At 36.6% G+C, this 19,671-nt stretch carries 21 protein-coding genes, 1 tRNA gene and 1 riboswitch; of the genes, 5 read left to right on the top strand and 17 right to left on the bottom strand.

Translation table 11 applies throughout. From position 1 onward, the window contains the following. Nucleotides 1-111 precede the first annotated feature (111 nt). Entirely contained in the window at nt 112-1,407 is a 1,296-nt protein-coding gene (locus tag JZO76_RS08675) for a nucleobase:cation symporter-2 family protein (protein WP_206903722.1), read from the bottom strand. Beyond that, nucleotides 1,408-1,989, bottom strand: a complete 582-nt coding sequence (locus JZO76_RS08680) for a xanthine phosphoribosyltransferase (RefSeq protein ID WP_206903723.1) — start codon at nt 1,987-1,989, stop codon at nt 1,408-1,410. Nucleotides 1,990-2,077: 88 nt separating this feature from the next. Next, nucleotides 2,078-2,175: riboswitch (purine riboswitch) on the bottom strand. A gap of 230 nt (nt 2,176-2,405) precedes the next feature. Here JZO76_RS08680 and JZO76_RS08685 point away from each other — a divergent pair. Beyond that, nucleotides 2,406-2,681: a hypothetical protein gene (locus tag JZO76_RS08685; RefSeq protein ID WP_206903724.1), complete on the top strand. Its 276-nt coding sequence runs from the start codon at nt 2,406-2,408 to the stop codon at nt 2,679-2,681. A 199-nt stretch (nt 2,682-2,880) separates the two neighbouring features. On the opposite strand, the gene JZO76_RS08690 is transcribed toward JZO76_RS08685, so the two are convergent. The 4 genes from JZO76_RS08690 to JZO76_RS08705 are packed head-to-tail and all read right to left on the bottom strand — an operon-like array spanning nt 2,881 to nt 5,529. Further along, nucleotides 2,881-3,561 (bottom strand): hydrolase, encoded by a 681-nt coding sequence (locus tag JZO76_RS08690; protein WP_206903725.1) that lies wholly within the window; start codon nt 3,559-3,561, stop codon nt 2,881-2,883. 26 nt (nt 3,562-3,587) lie between these two features. Continuing rightward, nucleotides 3,588-4,205 carry a glycoside hydrolase family 73 protein gene (locus tag JZO76_RS08695; RefSeq protein WP_206903726.1) on the bottom strand — a complete coding sequence of 206 codons (618 nt, stop codon included), beginning with the start codon at nt 4,203-4,205 and terminating at the stop codon, nt 3,588-3,590. Continuing rightward, entirely contained in the window at nt 4,195-4,992 is a 798-nt protein-coding gene (locus JZO76_RS08700; protein ID WP_206903727.1) for a M15 family metallopeptidase, read from the bottom strand. The genes JZO76_RS08695 and JZO76_RS08700 overlap by 11 nt, the downstream gene beginning before the upstream one ends. Before the next feature lie 24 nt (nt 4,993-5,016). Continuing rightward, nucleotides 5,017-5,529: a hypothetical protein gene (locus JZO76_RS08705; RefSeq protein ID WP_206903728.1), complete on the bottom strand. Its 513-nt coding sequence runs from the start codon at nt 5,527-5,529 to the stop codon at nt 5,017-5,019. 112 nt (nt 5,530-5,641) lie between these two features. Between JZO76_RS08705 and JZO76_RS08710 the strand changes: the two genes are divergently transcribed. Next, entirely contained in the window at nt 5,642-6,589 is a 948-nt protein-coding gene (locus JZO76_RS08710) for a Gfo/Idh/MocA family protein (RefSeq protein ID WP_206903729.1), read from the top strand. A gap of 181 nt (nt 6,590-6,770) precedes the next feature. Here JZO76_RS08710 and JZO76_RS08715 read toward each other — a convergent pair whose 3' ends face one another. Then, nucleotides 6,771-7,727: an aromatic acid exporter family protein gene (locus JZO76_RS08715; RefSeq protein ID WP_206903730.1), complete on the bottom strand. Its 957-nt coding sequence runs from the start codon at nt 7,725-7,727 to the stop codon at nt 6,771-6,773. Nucleotides 7,728-7,868: 141 nt separating this feature from the next. On the opposite strand from JZO76_RS08715, the gene JZO76_RS08720 reads away from it, so the two are divergent. Next, entirely contained in the window at nt 7,869-8,474 is a 606-nt protein-coding gene (locus tag JZO76_RS08720) for an FUSC family protein (RefSeq protein ID WP_206903731.1), read from the top strand. A gap of 15 nt (nt 8,475-8,489) precedes the next feature. Here the strand turns inward: JZO76_RS08720 and JZO76_RS08725 are convergent, their stop codons facing one another. The 6 genes from JZO76_RS08725 to JZO76_RS08750 all read right to left on the bottom strand — a co-directional run bounded on the left by JZO76_RS08725 (nt 8,490) and on the right by JZO76_RS08750 (nt 16,195). Further along, a complete protein-coding gene (locus JZO76_RS08725) occupies nt 8,490-9,620 on the bottom strand; it encodes a sodium ion-translocating decarboxylase subunit beta (protein WP_206903732.1) in 1,131 nt (376 codons plus the stop codon). Next, nucleotides 9,613-9,738: an OadG family protein gene (locus JZO76_RS08730; RefSeq protein ID WP_206903733.1), complete on the bottom strand. Its 126-nt coding sequence runs from the start codon at nt 9,736-9,738 to the stop codon at nt 9,613-9,615. Before JZO76_RS08730 ends, JZO76_RS08725 begins: the two co-directional genes overlap by 8 nt. A 140-nt stretch (nt 9,739-9,878) precedes the next feature. Continuing rightward, on the bottom strand, nt 9,879-13,241 hold the full coding sequence (locus JZO76_RS08735; RefSeq protein WP_206903734.1) for an FtsX-like permease family protein: 3,363 nt from the start codon (nt 13,239-13,241) through the stop codon (nt 9,879-9,881). A gap of 7 nt (nt 13,242-13,248) precedes the next feature. Then, complete coding sequence (locus JZO76_RS08740; protein ID WP_206903735.1) at nt 13,249-13,950, bottom strand: ABC transporter ATP-binding protein; 702 nt, start codon at nt 13,948-13,950, stop codon at nt 13,249-13,251. A gap of 187 nt (nt 13,951-14,137) precedes the next feature. Beyond that, complete coding sequence (gene nagA, locus JZO76_RS08745; RefSeq protein WP_206903736.1) at nt 14,138-15,286, bottom strand: N-acetylglucosamine-6-phosphate deacetylase; 1,149 nt, start codon at nt 15,284-15,286, stop codon at nt 14,138-14,140. Nucleotides 15,287-15,361: 75 nt separating this feature from the next. Beyond that, complete coding sequence (locus JZO76_RS08750) at nt 15,362-16,195, bottom strand: helix-turn-helix domain-containing protein (RefSeq protein WP_206903737.1); 834 nt, start codon at nt 16,193-16,195, stop codon at nt 15,362-15,364. Nucleotides 16,196-16,327: 132 nt separating this feature from the next. Here JZO76_RS08750 and JZO76_RS08755 point away from each other — a divergent pair, with 132 nt between their 5' ends. After that, nucleotides 16,328-16,501, top strand: a complete 174-nt coding sequence (locus JZO76_RS08755; RefSeq protein WP_206903738.1) for a DUF2187 domain-containing protein — start codon at nt 16,328-16,330, stop codon at nt 16,499-16,501. Nucleotides 16,502-16,636: 135 nt separating this feature from the next. Here the strand turns inward: JZO76_RS08755 and JZO76_RS08760 are convergent, their stop codons facing one another. Both JZO76_RS08760 and JZO76_RS08765 read right to left on the bottom strand, forming a co-directional pair. Further along, complete coding sequence (locus tag JZO76_RS08760) at nt 16,637-17,854, bottom strand: pyridoxal phosphate-dependent aminotransferase (protein WP_206903739.1); 1,218 nt, start codon at nt 17,852-17,854, stop codon at nt 16,637-16,639. A 91-nt stretch (nt 17,855-17,945) separates the two neighbouring features. Continuing rightward, a complete protein-coding gene (locus JZO76_RS08765; protein ID WP_206903740.1) occupies nt 17,946-18,101 on the bottom strand; it encodes a hypothetical protein in 156 nt (51 codons plus the stop codon). A 70-nt stretch (nt 18,102-18,171) separates the two neighbouring features. On the opposite strand from JZO76_RS08765, the gene JZO76_RS08770 reads away from it, so the two are divergent. Further along, a tRNA-Leu gene (locus JZO76_RS08770) sits at nt 18,172-18,255 on the top strand. Nucleotides 18,256-18,584: 329 nt separating this feature from the next. Here the strand turns inward: JZO76_RS08770 and JZO76_RS08775 are convergent. Next, nucleotides 18,585-18,770: a hypothetical protein gene (locus tag JZO76_RS08775; protein ID WP_206903741.1), complete on the bottom strand. Its 186-nt coding sequence runs from the start codon at nt 18,768-18,770 to the stop codon at nt 18,585-18,587. A gap of 14 nt (nt 18,771-18,784) precedes the next feature. Continuing rightward, nucleotides 18,785-19,570 carry a hypothetical protein gene (locus tag JZO76_RS08780; protein ID WP_206903742.1) on the bottom strand — a complete coding sequence of 262 codons (786 nt, stop codon included), beginning with the start codon at nt 19,568-19,570 and terminating at the stop codon, nt 18,785-18,787. Nucleotides 19,571-19,671: the final 101 nt, after the last annotated feature.

A 19,671-nucleotide genomic window follows, 5' to 3' on the forward strand; every position in this document is an offset into this window, starting at 1 on the left:
TCGAATAATAATATTATTTTTAGTTTTTTCGTTCGTGTTTTATTTAAAATAAAAAAATGCAAATGACAAGCGCACTGTCATTTGCATCAATTTTCTATTTTGCTTTATTTCCTAATCAATCACGACTTTTTCATCATCTTTCAAACCGTTAAAGACAAGATTTAAAATAATCGCAGTTAAACTACTCATAACAATCCCATTACCGGTGAACATTTGAACGGTCTCTGGTAATTGGCTAAAAAGTTGTGGCATTAAGTTAAAGCCTAAGCCAAAACTAATGGACACAGCAATAATCAACAAATTTTTATCGTTGTTAAAATCAACTTTTGACAACATTTTCATCCCTTGAACAGCCACCATACCAAACATAACTAACATCCCCCCACCTAAAACGGGTTCAGGAATAATTTGAGCAATAGCACCGATTTTAGGGAAAAGTCCTAAAATAATTAAGAAAATAGCTGAAAAATAAATTGGTTTTTTCGTCTTAATCCCTGATAGTTGTACCAAGCCAACATTTTGTGAAAAACCAGTATATGGAAATGTATTAAAAATGCCACCTAAAATAACTGCCAAACCTTCTGCGCGGTACCCGCGTTTAAGATCATCTTCTGTAATTTTTTTACCCGTAATATCTCCTAGCGCAAAATAAACGCCCGTTGACTCTACCATGCTGACAATCGAGATGATAATCATAAGTAAAATCGACCAAACATCAAAAGTTGGTTTTCCAAAGTAAAATGGTTGCGGAATATGGAAAACAGGTGCGTGACCAATTGCAGCAAAATCAACTAATCCCATCAAACAAGCCAGTAGTGTTCCCCCCACAAGTCCGACTAAAACAGAAATTGAACGCAAGAATCCCTTAGCGAAAACTTGAACACCAACAATTAATAAAATGGTGACAAAAGCTAAAATCAATTGATTGGGATCACCGAAATTTTGAGCTGTCACATCGCCGCCACCCATTTTGGTAATGGCAACCGGAATTAAAGTTAATCCAATCACTGTAATAACTGTTCCTGTTACCAATGAGGGAAACAATTTTTTAATCTTTGAAAAGAAACCTGCTACTAAAACTACAAAAATTCCAGAAGCAATAATGGAACCATAAATGGCACCAACACCTGATTTACTACCAATTAAAATCAACGGGGCAACAGCTTGAATGGCACACCCTAAAACTACCGGTAAGCCAATGCCAAAAAATTTCGTTACTGTTAATTGTAAAAGCGTTGCAATCCCACACATGAAAATATCAATAGAAATTAAATAGGTCATTTGTGTTTCGTTAAAACCTAAACCTGTTCCGATTAAAAGTGGCACTGCCACGGCACCGGCATACATCGCAAGTAAGTGTTGCAACCCTAATACGGCTGCTTTTCCGTTTTGTGTCTGCTTATCCAATTAAGCATCCTCCTTGATAAATTCAACTTCACCTGCTTTTAATGATGCAATTCGTGCTAATGAAACAACTTTAATTCCCATGTCTTCTAAAAGTTTGCGGCCATCTTGGAAAGATTTTTCAATCACAATGCCGATTCCTTCAACATGAGCACCAGCTTGTTGACAAAGCTCAATTAAGCCTTTTGCTGCCTGTCCATTTGCTAAAAAGTCATCGATTAATAATACATTGTCGTCTTTTGTTAAGAATTTTTTTGAAATCGAAACAGTACTCGTTACTTGTTTTGTAAAGGAATAAACTTGCGCTGTCAAAAGTTCTTCGTTCATCGTTAAACTTTTAGACTTGCGGGCAAAGACTAAAGGAACACCTAATTCTTGTGCCGTATAAAGCGCTGGAGCAATGCCGGAAGCTTCAATCGTCACGACTTTTGTGATATTAGCTGCTCTAAAGACATCTGCAAAAACTTTGCCGATTGCCTCCATTAAAACGGGATCAACTTGGTGGGTTACAAAACTATCCACTTTTAAAACACCGTCACCTAATACACGCCCATCTTCTTTGATTCTTGCTACTAATTCTTTCATAATCACACTGCTCCTTCTTAATTTTTCATCTTTACTGCCAAACTAACAAAAAAAGACGCTTTTTGCCAGTCTAAGCAAAAAAAGCGCCTTACGCACGTTTTTTGCTTATAGTCCAGTATTTACGGTACTGGGTAGAGACTGTCGACCAGATTACGACGATATATAAGCAGGTATGTAGCTTACTGCGCCATGCGCAATAAATTATGTATTGGAGTATAACACCTTCATTGAAAACTGGCAACCAATTTTCTTGAAAGAATGATAATTTCTGTAAGATTTTTTCATTCCTTCTCAACTGCTGGTGAATAACAGTTGCGACAAAATTTTAGCTCATGGCATTTCTGTCATAAAAAGGCAGAAACTTTTTTTAAAACTATGCTATAGTGACCTTACTAGTTCGTCGTTGGAGGAAGATTATGCAAGCAAAAGAGTTCGTCACTATTTTGGCTACTATGCCAAAAAAAGAAAATTACCAAGGGCTTTATATCGAAGATGCTTTCGTTACAGCTATCAAAATCGATCAAAAAGGCGACTTTGTTTTCATTGCCGAAAAAAATAAAGCACCTTTAACCATTAAAGATTTACTGATTGCTCTTATGACCAATAAAAGTCGTGAACTGTATTATTGGCAAGACAATCACAAACAAAAAATCTACGGAATTAAAGAAAAAGACGCCAAAATTATTTTATAAGTGCGCTTTAACCTTATAAAAGCTAAATTAGAAAACGAGTGATAAGATACGAAATTTCAGCGTAAAAATTTATTTTTTTTAAAGAAACTTAAATTGGCTCGCACTTTTAATAACAGGTTATAATTGAATAAAAACCAGTCAAAAGTCTAGCAATTCAGCGAACTTTTAACTGGTTTTTTATCGGTTTTACTACAATTATTTAGCCTTCCTTATCAATTTCCATTTGACGATAATGTTCCATTTTACGACTAAATAATTCCCCATTAGATGGTGGTGTAAAGGTAATGGCATTGGCGCCAGCTTGAATCGTTTCAAAAATACTTTCTTCTGTTGGACCACCCGTTGCCATAATGGGTAAATCAGGATAGTTTTCACGGAAATGTCGAACAGTATCTGCCGTATCTTTGCCCGCACTGATATTAATAATTTTAACTCCCACCGCTAATTTTTCATCGATTGGTGTTAATTTAGAGGTCACTGTACTTACAACAGGAATATCTACTACGCGACAAACCATTTGAACGGTGTCTACTGATGTTGGTGCATTTAAAACGACACCAATCGATCCTTGTGCCTCAGCAAACATCGACATATAAGTCGAACGTTCACCTTGTGTTAAGCCGCCACCTACACCAGAAAAAACGGGGATATCAGCAGCCTCAATAATCGATTTGGTAATAGCCGGGTGTGGTGTAAAAGGATACACAGCAATAACCGCATCGGCATCGGTATTGCGAATAATCGCGATATCAGTTGTAAAGATAATGGAACGTATCCGACGTCCAAAAATTTGTATGCCGGTTGCTTCGCGGATAATTTTAGGAACGCGCACGATATCTTTGCGTAATTCAGTCGAGATTTTCGGCATTTTTTGCTCCATGAAAACACTCCTCCTTTGATTGAAAACTAGTCATATTGCATTAAATTATACTCTTCTATCATACTTATAATTTTATCAGCATATTGAGGATCTGTCGCATATCCCGCCTCTTGTAAGGCTTTTGCAGCTTGTTTATAATCTTGGGCTAATAATACAGACTCATATTTTTGTCGATCCCAGTTCACACCGTTAACAAAAAGCATCGTGTGATCATCCATAGAAGCTTCCCAAGAATTATAAACCTTAAATTCACCCTTAATGGTGATATATTGTTCGTTGACAAATTCTTGGGTATCTAATTTTACTTTCGGGACATCCCCATAAGCTTTAATGCCAAATAAATTTTTATACTCACTGGCTAATTGACTTTGACCAAAATTCGACTCTAGCGCGGCCTGACCTAGGATAATACTAGGTAAAACACCATAGCCTTTTTGAAGTTCTTGGGCGTGGGGAACTAATTTTTTTATAAATTCTTTGCGGCTGACTTCTTCATTTGTTACAGATGCCACTTGTGTCGGTGTAGTCGGCTGGCTTAATTGTTTAATTGAAAAAACAAAAGCCGCTAAAATAAGCAAAAATCCGGCTAAAATTGCTGGAAAGCCGGCCTTTTTACGTTTCGTGTATTTTCTTTTAATGCTCATAACCCTCCCACTTTTCTAATAGGTCAAGATACTCTTCCAGTGTTAAATTATGTTTTGTCATATATTCGGCGCTTTTTACTCCAACATAACGTAAATGCCAAGGTTCATAGGTGATTTTCGTAATAGCTTGTTTACCATCAGGATAGCGCACGACAAAACCAAAGCGACTGGCATTTTTTTGTAACCATTGCGCGCCTGGTTGACTACTGTAGCTTTCATCTAACACCATATTGGGATTAGAGGCTAACCAATTTTCATCTACAACATCTACTGCAAGTCCGGTATGATGTTCACTATAACCAGGTTCGGTCATGGTCAATTTGGCTTTTTGTGTTGCGGCTTCTTTAGTTAACTGCTCTTGATTTTCTAATTGCGTCACGCGCTCATTAAAAACTTGTTTTTGATAAGCAACTGAGCGAAACGCAGAAACCAGATGGAGCTTGATATTGTCTTTTTTAGCAGCGTCCGTTAATTCTTCATAACTTTTCACGATCCTTTGATCGACAATATGCCCATCAGCTAAGGTGGTTAATTGTTCTTCTGGTACTTCTGTTACGATTTTATGATCCGGGCTAACTAAGACTAACCTCCAATCATCTCGTGCAATCTGTGGCAAGTCTGTTGGTCGCATAGGTGTTGAAGAGGTGGTGGTGGTTGTCTTTTTGGCACTAATGGCTGTGGATGCCACTGTTTTATTCGCATAATTTTGTTGATATTGACCAAAAAAAACAAAAAAAGTGGCACAAGCTACGATTAAAACCGCACCTACTCCGATTAATTTATTCAAAAGTCTAAAACGCTCCTTTAATAGCTATTGATTGTAGGTTTCTTCTAAATTTTCATTAACCCAAGCTAACAGACCAACTTTTTCTTGTTGTAACTGTTGTTGAATCCGTGCTGGCAAGCGAAAACTTAAGATATCATCAAAACCCCACTCATCATACGTAATAAAAACGCGTAAATCAAGCAACTGATTATTCTCTTTTTCTTCATTATGGGTAATTACTTCAACATCAGCCAACTTTTTTTGTAACCATTTTTGCGCAATCTGCGTTTTCAAACGGCGATATTCACTAACTGCCTGCGTTCTTTTTTCGGGGAAAATAATCGTTTGGCGCAGCACTTTTTGCATGAGCATCCATTCATAATCGCTAAAAAGATTCTTAATTTTTTGATTTTGCTCTGGAGTTAATGTACCGTTTCCACTCTTCCATTTTTCCCAGCTGACCTTGTCAGTATTTAACACATTTTGATAAAATGTTACTTCATTTGTGTACTGTTCTTTAATTGTTTGTACTAAAATGGTGATATATACTTCGTGCATAAGAATCCTCCTCTTATTTATTTTACTTAAATTATTTGTTTAAGATAGGTATAGGCCTGTAACTTTCCTAATTTTTAAAAGATTGCTAAACTAAAGCAAAGGAGCTGATTTTATGAAAAATTACAAATGGGGAATTGCCGGTACTGGTGGGATTGCCCACGAATTTGCGGAAAATTTTACCGGTAAACAAAGTACCCTTACCGCTGTATCCTCTCGTAAAGAAGAAACAGCAAAAGAATTTGCCACTCGTTATCAAATTGCCAATAGTTACGGCACGTATGAGGAAATGCTCAATAGTGATATCGATATTGTCTATGTGGCGGTCCCAAATGCCACTCACTATGATTATATCAAAAAAGCTTTAATAGCAGGCAAACACGTCTTATGTGAAAAAGCCATCACAATGAACTTAGCTGAACTAGAAGATGTCATGAAAATTGCAGAAGAGAAAAAATTAATCTTACAAGAAGCAATGACAATCTTCAACATGCCATTATACGATGAACTAACACGCTTAATTGATCAAAACAAATTAGGCAAATTAAAAATGATTCAAGCACCTTTTGGCAGCTACAAAGAACCCGATCCTAAAAACCGCTTTTTTAATCCAGCATTAGCTGGTGGTGCTTTACTTGATATTGGCACATATGCGGTTTCTTTTGCCCGTTACTTTTTATCTAGCACACCAGTTGTTGTTGCAACTACTATGGTACCTTTTTCAACTGGCGTCGATGAACAGTCGGTGACCATTTTACGTACAAAAGAAGATGAATTGGCTACCGTTAGCTTAACCTTCCAAGCAAAAATGCCCAAAATTGGTATTGTAGCTTTTGAAAATGGCTATTTGGAAATTAATGACTATCCTAGAGCAGATAAAGCGACATTAACCTATACAGACGGCAGCAAAGAAACTATTATTAGCGGTGCCAGTAACGCAGCTTTTGGTTATGAAATTGATAACTTAACCGCAACTATTGAAGGCAAACCCAATAAATCTCTCTTTTTAACCCATGATGTTATTGCTATTTTAGATCAAATGCAAAAAGATTGGGCTAAATAGCACAGTTTTACAACTGGGTACTTAACAAGTCACTAACTAAAAAGCAACATAAACTACTTACCGAACATTTTTCCTAAAACATTTGGAACACCGTTTATTCGTAAAAGCGCTTGACTGATTTTAGTCACCTTCTTTTTTACAAATAAGCGGTGTTTTATAAGTAATTTTTGCGCCCTCTTTTTTAATTTTCTAACTTACTACTAAATTCCACCTTTGTTTCAATAAAACTGGTAAACAATTGCAGAAATTGAAACAACCGGGCCCGATTTTCAAATTCTAAACGGTCTTTAGGCAGTGGACTTTCTTCATAGTTACGACCAATTGCTGCAATTAACTGTAACAATTCGCGGCCATCATTGTCATACCCAAATGTTTTGGCGGTTGTTTGCAACAAATAACGCATGTCAGCTACATATTCTTCTTCGACTTCAATCTGATCCAATAAGTTTATCATGTCTCTTAAAATCAATACTTGCCCACGCCGCATCGTAAAATAGGTGGCAAAAGTCGTGTCTTCTTGAAACCATTGATTTTGCTGATGCCGCTTGGCTTTAATTTGTGCTTCGTGTAAATATGCCACGAGCTGTCCACAGGTTTGTTGGGCCTTTTTAGCAGCAGCAGGTGTATTTAACCCACTTGCCAGTTGGGCTAAAAGCTTTTTAAACATCACCTCAATAATCGTCTGTTCTTCTTTTAAATTTTTGCCAATATCAGGCATATACAAATTTGCCAATAAGGCAAGCCCTACACCTAAACTCATTAATAGAAATTCGTTAGTAATAATTTGCCACGCAAAAGATTGCTCCGTTAAGTAATGGGTAACTAAAACCGAATTGACAACGATGCCGTCATCTAGTTTGAAATAAACGGAAACTGGAATAAATAGCAATAAAAAAATACCAAAGGAAAAAGGATTAAAGCCCAATATATTAAAAATAAAAAAGGCGATAATCGTCGCAATAATCAAAGATACAACGCGATAAAAAGCGGTGAGTAGCGTAGCTTTTTTGGTATTGCCGACACTTAAGACGGCAATAATACCGGCTGCTGGTGCATATAATAAATTTAATAATTGCGCAAAAAACATCGCAAAACTGGCAGCAATTACTGTTTTAATCGTACGTAATCCAATTTTCATAAGACCCTCCTTTGCTTTTAGTTTACCGATTTCACAGTAAACTGGCAATCTTAATGGATTTTCGTTATCATATTTATAGAAGAACAATCAAATTTCACCAGCTTATTTACAAAGCAAAAATTATAGAACAGGAGCTAAATAATGCGATTAGGACGTTTTCGAATTGGAATGCGCACCATGAAAACAGCACTAGCAGTTATGATTTGTATCTTGCTTTTTCATTTTATCGACCGTGGGCAACCTTTGATTGCCGCGCTAGCTGCTGTTTTTTCATTGCGTCAAGATTTAACCACAACCGTTTCTTTTGGCAAATCTCGCGTCTTGGGTAATTCAATTGGCGGTATTGCCGCAATTCTTTATTTTTTTATCAAACAATATTTTCACCATGATTTCTTAGTAGAATTGGTTGCGTTACCGATTTTTGTAGCTTTGGTGATTATTGTCTCTGATGGAATTAATAATAATTCCGGCATTATTTCAGCAATTGCCACCATGCTTTTAATTACGCTAAGTGTAACCGAAAGCCAATCGGTTTATTTTGCCATTGATCGGGTGTTGGACACCTTTATCGGGACGTTTATTGCCTTAGCGATTAACTTCATATTGCGGCCACCAACCAACGAAAAAGAAAAAGAGATTGCCGAAGATTTAGTGGAATTAAAGAAAAAAGAAGAAAAATTACACTTTATGCTCGCAGAAGTCCAAAGTGAAATAAAAAAAAGAAATGAAAAAGAAGATGGTCAATGATGGCCATCTTCTTTTTTAACCAAAATAAGCTAACAACGTTCCCGCTGCCACGGCAGAACCAATAATGCCAGCTACATTAGGCCCCATGGCATGCATTAACAAATAATTCGTCGGGTCATTTTTTAAACCTTCCTTGTGCACCACTCTGGCTGCCATCGGCACTGCTGAGACACCGGCTGCACCTATCATCGGATTTACTTCGCCCTTTGTTAGTTTACACATTAATTTGCCAAATAATATTCCTGTGGCCGTTCCAATGGCAAAAGCAAATAATCCTAAAATGATAATTTTGATTGTTTCTAACGATAAAAAAATGTCCGCTTCTGCTTTGGCACCAACCGTTAACCCTAGCAAAATGGTAATAATATACATCATGGCATTTTGCAGCGTTTCAGTTAACTTAGGTACCACTTGTGATTCACGAATCAAATTACCCAACATCAGACAACCAATTAAGGTCGTCGCTGCCGGAACCACCAACGCTACAAAAATGGTAGTAAAAATTGGAAAAACAATCCGTTCTTTTTTTGTTACTGTCCGTTGCATTTGCATTTTAATTTTCCGCTCTTTTTTTGTAGTTAAGGCATTAATAATTGGCGGTTGAATCAACGGTACTAGCGCCATATAAGAGTATGCAGCAATTGCAATCACAGACAATAGATGCGGCGCTAATCTGGTAGTTAAATAAATGGCAGTCGGACCATCTGCACCACCTATAATTCCGGTTGCTGCCGCTTCTGGTCCAGTCATACCGAGTAAAATCGCCCCAAAGAAGGCCGCAAAAATTCCAAATTGCGCTGCCGCACCTAAAAGTAGTGTTTTGGGATTAGCTATTAAAGGACCAAAGTCAGTGGATGCCCCCAAACATAAAAAGATAAGCGGTGGATAAATTCCCAGATTTGTTCCTTGATACAAATAATACAAAAGCCCCCCTGGTTCAACATCTGTCGGGCTAGCAAAAATTCCTGTAAAAGGTAAATTCACCAATAAAATACCAAAAGAAATGGGTAATAGTAAGTAAGGCTCATACTCTTTAAAAATCGCCAAGTATAAAAAAATAATCGCAATTAAAATCATAATCAAATGTTTTCCCGTCATGCCGGCAAAACCCGATGTTTCTATCATATTTTTTATAATCTCAGTCATCTTTCATCTCCTTAAAAATCTTTTTAAATAAAAGTAACGCACCCCATAATGCCGTTAAAATAAAAAAGACAAATAACATGGCAACAATTGTAATCATTCCTGCTTCTTTTAAAGACATTTTCCTCCTCCTTTATTGTTATTACTTTAATTGTAACAAAACTGTCCTAAGACACAAAACGAAAACGGATACAAAGAAAAAATAAAAAAGATCCGTCCGCTTGTCTCTTAAGACAAAAAACAAAACGGACTTGATCTTTTTTATTCATTTGATTTTAAGGCTTCAATCATATCCACGTTTTTTAACTTAACATAGACAAAAATACCCACAATTATCGTAAAGAAGATTGTAATGAGACTAGCATACAAATAGCTCAAAGGCTGAATAGTTGGTGAAAACATGACCATATCTAACTCTACTGTCTTCAAGACAAAATCGTGTTCAATTTTACCTAAGATTAATCCAAGTAAAATACCGAAGATTGTTAAAATAATATTTTCCCGATAGATATACATGGTTAATTCATTATCGTAAAATCCTAAGACTTTGATGGTTGAAAGCTCGCGAATTCTCTCGGAGATATTGATATTGTTTAAGTTATACAAAACAATGAAGGCCAAAAGTCCCGCTGAGATAATCAATACCCAAACTACAATCGTCAACGCTTGGGTCGTGTCATCTAGTGCATTTAGTGAATCTGATAGAAAAGTTACATTGACAATACCAGGATTGTCCATCAACTTTTCGGCTACGTCTTTTTCCTGACTGCTGGTTAAATCCTTTTTAAATAATAAGAAAGCAGCATTGTAATCCGGCTTTTTATGAAAGACTTGTTCATAATAAGCTGGGCTCAAATAAGCAAAATGTCCGGTATAGTTCTCAGCAATTCCCGCGACTTTAACTGGATAGCTTTGTTTATTGTTATCTTTTAATTGAATGGTGTCCCCAATTTTTAGGTCAAAAAGTTGCGCCAATTTTTCATTAATTACAGCACCCTTGTTTTGTAATTGGTATTCCCGCTTACTTTGACGATTATTTAATAAAATGAACTGGTCTAAATCTTTGGCATTTTGCGGTAGATAGACACTAACATCTTGCGGTGTTTTACCATGACCGGAAACGTTGAAGGTCTCCATGCTAACTGACAGCGTGTCTTGATAGCGATTTAATTGTTTGGCATCTTTTTGGTAACGATCTTTTGCTGCCTGATCATCACTAAAGGAAACAACAGCTTGGTAATGCCACAATTTCTCAAATTGCAAAGGGATGATATCGGTAATGGAGTCCCGCAAACCAAATCCGGTCACAATCATGGCCGTACAGCCGGCAATCCCGACAATTGTCATCAGCATCCGCAATTTATACCGAAATAAGTTTCGCAGTGTGACTTTTTGATTAAAGTTCAGGCGTTTCCAAAACGGTTTAATATTTTCTAACCACACGCGTTTTCCGGCCTTTGGTGCTTTAGGACGCAGCAAAGTTGCAGGGGGTGCAATTAAATCAAGTCGCACCGTCAACATCGCGACTCCAACGGTACAAATCAAACCCACGACAATACCGATGATCGTATAATTTAAATACCATGGTGTAACAAAAGAAGGCAAGTTATAAAGTTGACCATAGGCTTCAATAATAATACTTGGAAACAACTTGAAGCCAACCAATAACCCCAGTAGTGAACCGATAATTCCCGCTAATAAGGAATAAATAAGAAATTTCAAAGCAATTTCATAATTGCGATACCCTAACGCTTTAAAAGTTCCAATCTCGCCTCTTTTTTCTTCTACCATTCTACTCATAGTAGTCAAACTAACCAATGCTGCAATCAAGTAAAATATCAGAGGAAAAACGGTCGCTAGCGAGGTAATGCGATCGGCATTTTGCTTGTATTCTGTATAGCCAGGATTATCATTGCGATCACTAAAAATATACTCGGCTGGCTTTAGGTCACTTAAACGTTTTTGCTCATTTTTTAATTGTAATTCTGCATCTAGTAATTTAGGCATATTGGCACTTGTTTCTGCTTGAAAATCTGCCAATTGCTTTTGGTATTCTTTCTCGCTATCTGAGATTTGAGTTTCAGCCTTTTGCAAATCCTCCTTGGCCTTTTCATTTTCTTTGGCTAGGGTTTGTTTAGCTGTGCTCAATTTTTCAGCATCTTGTTCCAGTGCTTTTTTTGCTTCTTCCAATTTTGTTTCTTCTTGGGCTAAACTCCGTTCTTTTTCTTCAATCTCACGAAGATCAAAAGAGCTGTCTGTTTGACTATTTTGCAGTTGTGTTAACTGATTTTTTAAGTCGCTCACTTGTTTGGTGACTTCTTTTAAAGCTGCCGTAATATCGGCTGACGTCGTATTTTCTTCATCCCAATTGTTGATCTTTTTAACCAGCTCGTCGGCTTGCAATGATTCTGCCAGTTGCAAAAGAGAACTTTTCTGTTCACTAATCAGGTCTGAAAGTTCTTCTTCATCAACCGTCAGTTGCTCTAACTGACTTTTCAAATCATTTCCACTCGTAATTTGTGCTTGAACTTGTTTGATTTTCAAATCATTTTCCTGGGAAGCTGGAGCAGTAGTTACCGCTTTACGCGCTTTTCTTACATTTTCTTGCTCAGTTTTTAACAATTGCGCCTGTTGGTTTAATTCTTCATTTTGCTGCTGGAGTTCCTCTTCTTCTGTGGCCAAATTTTTTGCCGCTGTTTCTTGTGCTATTTTGCCGTCTTTTGTTTTGGTAGCTAATTCCTTTTTGGCATTGTCAATTTTTTCTTTGGCTGCTTTTAGTTTATCTTCGCCTGTGTCTAAAGCTTTCTCGCCTTTTGTAATTTCAGCTTGAACTGCTTTTAATTGTACTTGAGCTTCTTCTTTGACCTCAACTAGACGTAACTGTGGTCTTTTAGCCAACTTTCTTTTTAGGCTTTTAATTCCTTTATCCGTAGTATCTTCATAAGTTTTTGAATAGGCCACCTGTTTTTTACTATCTTTAAATTGCACCAAAATCCGGCTATAGGCTTTAAGATTCAAGTCACTTTTATCAACGACTGCAAAATAATCGACCGTACCAGTGCCGACATTGGTATTCCCACGTTTAATACTTTCAATATATTCCGGGCTATTCACAAACCCCACAACTTTAAATTCTCTTCTTTTTAGCTGTTGTTTTTTATCATCATCAACTGCCACTGTAAATTTATCACCAATGCGGTAGTCTTTGTGATAGTCTGCTAAATCATCTAATGCAATTTCACCTGACTGTTTGGGTAAGCGCCCTTTTACGATGTGATACTGATTTAGTTTTTGTTTTTTATCATAACCCAAAAATCGCAATACTTGGTTTTTATCGCTTAAATTTAAATCAAGCATATATTCCGGTTCTGCGGTTGCGACTTGGCTATCTTCTTTGATTAAATCAAGATCCGTATCGGATAGACCTAATGTTGCTATTATGGTAGCATCTGCTAATTGCGTTTTATCATAATAATTATCACTGGAGGTGAGCATGTCTGGTCCTGTTGCACCAATCCCAACAAAAAAGGCTGTTCCTAAAAAGATGATACCTAGAATCGACAAAAAGCGAGCCGGTGAATTTTTTATCTCTTTTAAACTTGTTTTGAGCAAAGCACTTTTCATCTATTCCTCACCACGCAATCTCTGCAACAGAAAGTGGGTTTTCGTTTAGCGTGATACTTCTAACCTTGGCGTCGTTAATTTTAATCACCCGATCGGCCATTGGTGCAATAGCAGAATTATGGGTAATAATAATTACCGTTGTTTGAAATTCCGCTGCTGTATCTTTTAAAATTTCCAAAATCTGTTTCCCTGTTTCATAATCCAATGCCCCAGTTGGTTCGTCACAAAGCAAGATTTTAGGTTTTTTTGCCAAAGCGCGAGCAATCGTTACTCTTTGTTGCTCCCCTCCGGACAATTGTGCCGGGAAGTTATTCATACGTTTGCCTAAACCAACTTTAAGCAAAACCTCTTCTGCATCCATAGCATCAGTTACGATTTGTGATGCTAATTCTACGTTTTCTTTGGCAGTCAAGTTAGGAACTAAATTATAAAACTGGAAGACAAAACCCACGTCATTTCTTCGATAACCGGTTAATTGTTTGGCATCAAAACGGGCAATGTCTACGCCGTCCACTGTAACTTGGCCACTATCACAAGTATCCATTCCTCCCAATATATTTAGAACTGTCGATTTTCCAGCACCACTTGGCCCTAAAATAACAGCAACTTCACCCTTTTCAACACTGAAGGTAATATTATCATTGGCTATGATTTCAGTGTTGCCCATTTGATACTTTTTCACCTCATTAAATACTTCGATATAACTCATAAAATTAGCTCCCTCACAAAAAAATTCTCGTTAATTTAAGTTTAACACAAGATATTTCTTACACAAAAATTCAACTGTCGAATTTCATTTTTTCTTTGGCGGAAATTTAAAATAACGCAAAGTATTTCCTGCAACAAAAAAAGACGATAACCAATATTTTGGCTATCGTCAAAAAAATCTATTTAAATTAAGCTTCGTAGCGTTTTGTGCCATCTAAATAAGTGGCAGCTAATGTCATATCGGGATTCAAGACGATAAAGTCTGCATCCCGCCCTTTTTTAATCAAACCACATTTGTCATCGATTTTACAGCTGACAGCTGGAACCCAAGTTGCCATCATAATCGCTTCTTCTGGTGTGGCAATTTCCCAATCCACTACATTTTTGATTGCTTCTTTTAATTTCAAAATACTACCGGCTAAATTGCCTTCTTTCATACGAGCAGTACCATCTTTTACGACTACAGGAAATTCGCCTAAAATATAATTTCCATCTGGCATACCGCCAGCCATCATGCAGTCCGTGATTAATGCTACATGATCATGTCCTGCTTTTTCCATTAAAATTTCAGCCGCTTGTGGATGAACGTGGTGACCATCACAAATTAATTCTGAAAATACATGTTGCAGGCTAAGTAGCGCACCAACCATACCGGGTTCGCGGTGATTCAAACCACGCATCCCATTATAAGCGTGAACAAACACGCTTGCTCCAGCTTCAACAGCTTCCGTTGCTTCTTCTAGCGTTGCATTGCTGTGACCCAATGCAACAACAACACCTTCTTCAGTTACTTGGTTAACAAATTCGCTAACGCCTTTACGTTCAGGAGCTAACGCAATTTTTTTAATCAAGCCGCCAGAAGCTTCTTGCCATTCATGGAAAGTATCAATATCTGGGTCGCCAAAGTAAGATGGATTTTGCGCACCTTTATGTTCTTCTGTAAAGAATGGACCTTCAAAATAAATCCCTTGAATTTTAGCACCTTTTACATCTTGGTATGTGTCGCCAATTGTTTTTGCAACATCTTTTAATAACTCTTTTGTAGAAGTTAAAGTTGTTGGCAAATAAGAAGTTACGCCACATTCCAACAAACCTTCAGACATGATTTTCAAACCTTCAGCATTATTGTCCATAACATCTTGGTTTTTGTAACCATGAATATGTGTATCCACTAAACCTGGGGCAATCCATTTGCCACTATGGTCAATAATATTCGCATCTTTTTCAGGTAGTTCAGCATAGTAGTTACCAAATTTTCCGTCAATAATTTCTAAATAGCCGGCTGATTTGGTATCAGAGTTTAAGAAAAACTTGTCAGCATAAATAAATGTTCGCATTTAAATCGCTCCTTTGATTTACTAACTTAAAATTACTCCTTCTTTTCCCAGAAGTCAAGAAAGGTCTACACCATTTTACAGATTTGTAATCCGTTGGACAGCGCTAGATATTTTAAAATATTTTTCGCATTGCTCATTTTTGCCCTGCGCTTCATAAATCAAGCCCTCAAGGCGGAAAAGTTCTTCCAAATAATAATAACTTTTTTGTTTGCGCACCATTTCCGTTCCTCGTTTGACAACGTCCATCGCTTCGTCATAACGCTTTTCTCGATATAAAAACAGACCGTAATTATAGAAAACTTTTGCAAGCCGACAGTCGATACGTTCATTTGGCAATGTATAAAAGAGTTCCATACTATAGGCTAAGTTGAACTCGCCTTCTTTTTTTTGGCCTAAATCCACTTGCACGCGACCGATACAAGAAATTAATTGAATTTCATTTGAAGCAATAAAATGTTTATCTACTTGAAATGTATAAGAAAGACCGTGTTTTAAATGTTGTAAAGCCAACTCCAAATCTTTACCCAAAAAGTATTCACAACTACCTAGATAATAGTAATAGAGCTGTAAATCTGTGTCTAAATACAACTGGTCTAAAATAGCTGGTTGGTTTAATAAAGCAGCAAGCTTTATATACTCTTTATGAAAAAAGTGATAAGCCATTTGATCTAAGAGTAAATTTACTTTTCTAATCTCCTCAAAGTGGAGCGTCATAACTTGATCGATTGTTACGCCTAAGCGTTCGCACAAATTTTGCATCACCAAGACATTTGGTAATTCTTCATCATTTTCAATCCGACTTAAGACACTTTGCGAACAAATATTTTGCGACAACATTTTTTGCGTTAATTTACGATCTTTACGAATTTGTTTTAAAACATGGCCAAACGAAACATTTTCTGCTGTCATTATTCTAACTGCCTCCAATTATGCGAATTAGCATTACCCTTTTTGTATATTTTATCACATAATACCCGCAAAGGCGCTACCGAAAAGGAGCAACTTTTTCGCAACAATTGAAAAAATAAGGAGGATTTTAGAATGAAGCAACCATCAAATGTTAGCTTTATCTGGCAAGACGAAAAATTTTATGGCTGGATTGAAAAAGAATATCAAAATTCATTTTTAATCAATGTCACCGATCCAAACGAAGAATTAGAAACCAAGTACGCAAAAAGGATTATCATCAGTAAAAAAGTCTGCGAGCTTCTTTAACAAACTGAATAAAAATACATTTACATAACCACATACTTGTTTTTACATATATGTAAAAAAGAGAATGAATAATTGTGTTCCCCGTTAAAAAGTTAAACTTTTCAACGGCACAATTTTATCATTCTCTTTTTTATTTTATTTTTGTTGATAGGTTGCTAAAAACTCTCGTAATTTTTCGGCTGTAAATTTCAGGTCGTCCATTTTTGGTAAATAGACAATCCGAAAATGGTCAGGCTCTTGCCAGTTAAAGCCGCCACCATGCACCAATAAAATTTTGTGTTCATGTAAAAAGTCCAGAACAAATTGTTCGTCATTTTTGATATTGAACCGTTTAATATCAATTTTAGGAAAAATATAAAAGGCAGCTTTTGGTTTTACTGCTGAAAGTCCGGGAATATCATTTAATGCATTGTAAATGTATTCCCGCTGCTCATAAATTCGACCACCCGGCAATAATAATTCATCACTACTTTGATACCCTCCAAGAGCAGTTTGAATGATTTGTTGGGATAATACATTAGAACACAAGCGCATGGAAGACAACATGTTTAGCCCTTCAATATAATCTTTTACACCTTTTTTATCCCCACTTAAGACCATCCACCCCACGCGAAAACCCGCAACACGATGTGATTTTGACAGACCATTTAAAGTAACGACAAACCGATCTGGGGCCAAAGTTGCAATTGGGACATGGGTTAGACCATCCATAACTAAACGATCGTAAATTTCATCTGAAAAAATAATCAAATCAAATTCCCGCGCTAATTCCACGATACCTTCTAATATCTCTTTTGGATATAGAGCACCTGTCGGGTTATTGGGATTAATAACTACAATTGCTTTGGTTTTACTGTTAATCTTCGCACGCATATCCGAAAGATCAGGATACCATTCACTTTCTTCATCACAAATATAATGAACGGGTTTACCACCAGCAAGCGAAACAGATGCTGTCCACAGTGGATAATCCGGGGAGGGTACCAATATTTCATCACCGTCATTACACAAGCCTTGCATGCACATTGTAATTAATTCGCTAACACCGTTGCCAGTATAAATATCATTTATCGTAACATTAGGAAATCCCTTTAATTGGCAATATTGTTCAATTGCCTTTCGTGCCGAAAAAATTCCCTTAGAATCAGAATAGCCTTCTGATGAACGGACATTCATAATCAAATCACGAACAATTTCATCCGGGGCTTCAAAGCCAAAAGGTGCAGGATTACCAGTATTTAGTTTTAAAATACTAACGCCTTCTTCTTGCATGCGATCGGCCTCTTCCAACACCGGACCGCGCACGTCATAGCTGACACCTTCTAATTTATTTGATTTCTCAAAGTGTTTCATCATCATCGCCCCTTTTTAATTGAATTCTTTTAATTACTTTACTTTTTTATCCTTTAAAAAGCAATCTTTCCTGTGATTTTTCGCAAAAGTTTTAATTTTTTTTCCACCAAGAATTAATACCAATGTCAATAGCGATACTTGCCACAATGCCCAGAAAAATTCCCAATAAAAGCTTATCTAAAATTAAGCCAACTAAAAGCCCCAACAAAACTGCAGGCAAAAGAAACGTACCGTCAGATTTTTTCATATTAACCTTCCTTTTTAATCTTAATCTTGACAAAGGATTTTTTTCTAAGGTATCATAAGTTGTTGTTTTCGCAGAAGTGTTGGAATTGGCAGACAAGCAAGATTGAGGGTCTTGTGGGCGTAAGCTCGTGCGGGTTCGACTCCCGTCTTCTGCATCACTCCAGTAGGTTTAAAAAGGATACAAATCTTATTTTTTTAAGATTTGTATCCTTTTATCTTTTTATCGCGCTTAAAAAATGAAATGGAATCACTTATTTGCAGTTGCTAAATAAGACCAAAACAAAACCTTGGACAGTCCTTTTTATAAATAGCCTTTTCTAAATACTTTGCCTTAAAATAAAGCAAATAATCAAAAATATATAAAAATTTCTTTAATTAGCCAATTTATTACAAAAGAGACCGTACTTGCTGCAACACAACTGACCTAAATACCTAACTGTTTTTTAGCGCAGCAGATATCTGAGCCTTTTGCACTAGCCCATTTCTACAAAACAGTCGGGTCATAATGATACGTAATATCGCCATTATGATGCGCTTCACCGACAAAGTATTTTTTATCTTCACGACTAGCCCAAGCATTGCGAAAAAGGAAAAAATTTTCCTGTGTCACTTCAATTTTTTCAATTTCACCATTTTTCAATTTTTCTAGTTGTAAATCATATGCTTCCATTTAATCAAAACCTCTTACTCTTCAAAATAGCTGGGGCTGCGGCGACTTTCTGATTGCCCCTCTTCAATTAAACCTTTTAAATCGCGCTCTAAAACTTTCCCCTTTTTTTCCTTATTTACTGCTTCTTTAGCAGTTGTATCCTCTTTTTCGGAATTTTTTTCATGATGAAATTTTTCAACAGTAGGATCATCACCTTTTTTTTCTTGAAAAGCAGCCGGTTCATGATCAAACAGCAAATACTGTTCTTTGTTTTTGTGTAACGAGTCGATTAATTCTGTTTCCTCCACAGCTGCTTTTTTCTCATCAGGAATTAAAGAAGCTGGAATATATTTGGGGACAAAATAAGAACGCCCTGAAGAATAACGCTTCATTGTACTTTCTTCAGGTGTTATTTGCGGTTTGTTCTTCACTTTATAGGTGGAGCGCTTATAATCTTTCCCAAAAAGAGAAGTTCGACCGGCTAAATCTGTCTCAGGTTTAATTTTCTTGCTATAGTCTGGTAAATTTTCCCGATGTTTTTTTAGCTCTTCTTGCTGCGCCAAGGTATGTCCTTGTTTTGCAGCAGTCGCTTTACGGGAACGGCGCAAGGCCCGTTCTTCTTGCATCTGTGTGTTTTTTAAAACACTTTTTTTAGGTGGTGTATAAAAGGCGGTTCCCTTGTCTTCTGGCTCATCAGTTAAAAGCCAGCTGCGATCTTTAGCAAAGAGATTCCGCTTTTCTTTTTGAATTTTTACGTTTTCATTATCATCATAGGCTGGAAAACGGTAATGTTTACGGTTAATATCTGTATATTTTCCCATTTTAATTCATCCTTTATCTACTTTGTTTCATCATACCATAAAGTACCAAAATCTAGCGAAATTCGCTACGAATAACAATTGTTTTAAAAAAATATACAAAA

The organism is Candidatus Enterococcus myersii (genome assembly GCF_017316025.1).
Taxonomy (GTDB): Bacteria; Bacillota; Bacilli; order Lactobacillales; family Enterococcaceae; genus Enterococcus_C; species Enterococcus_C montenegrensis.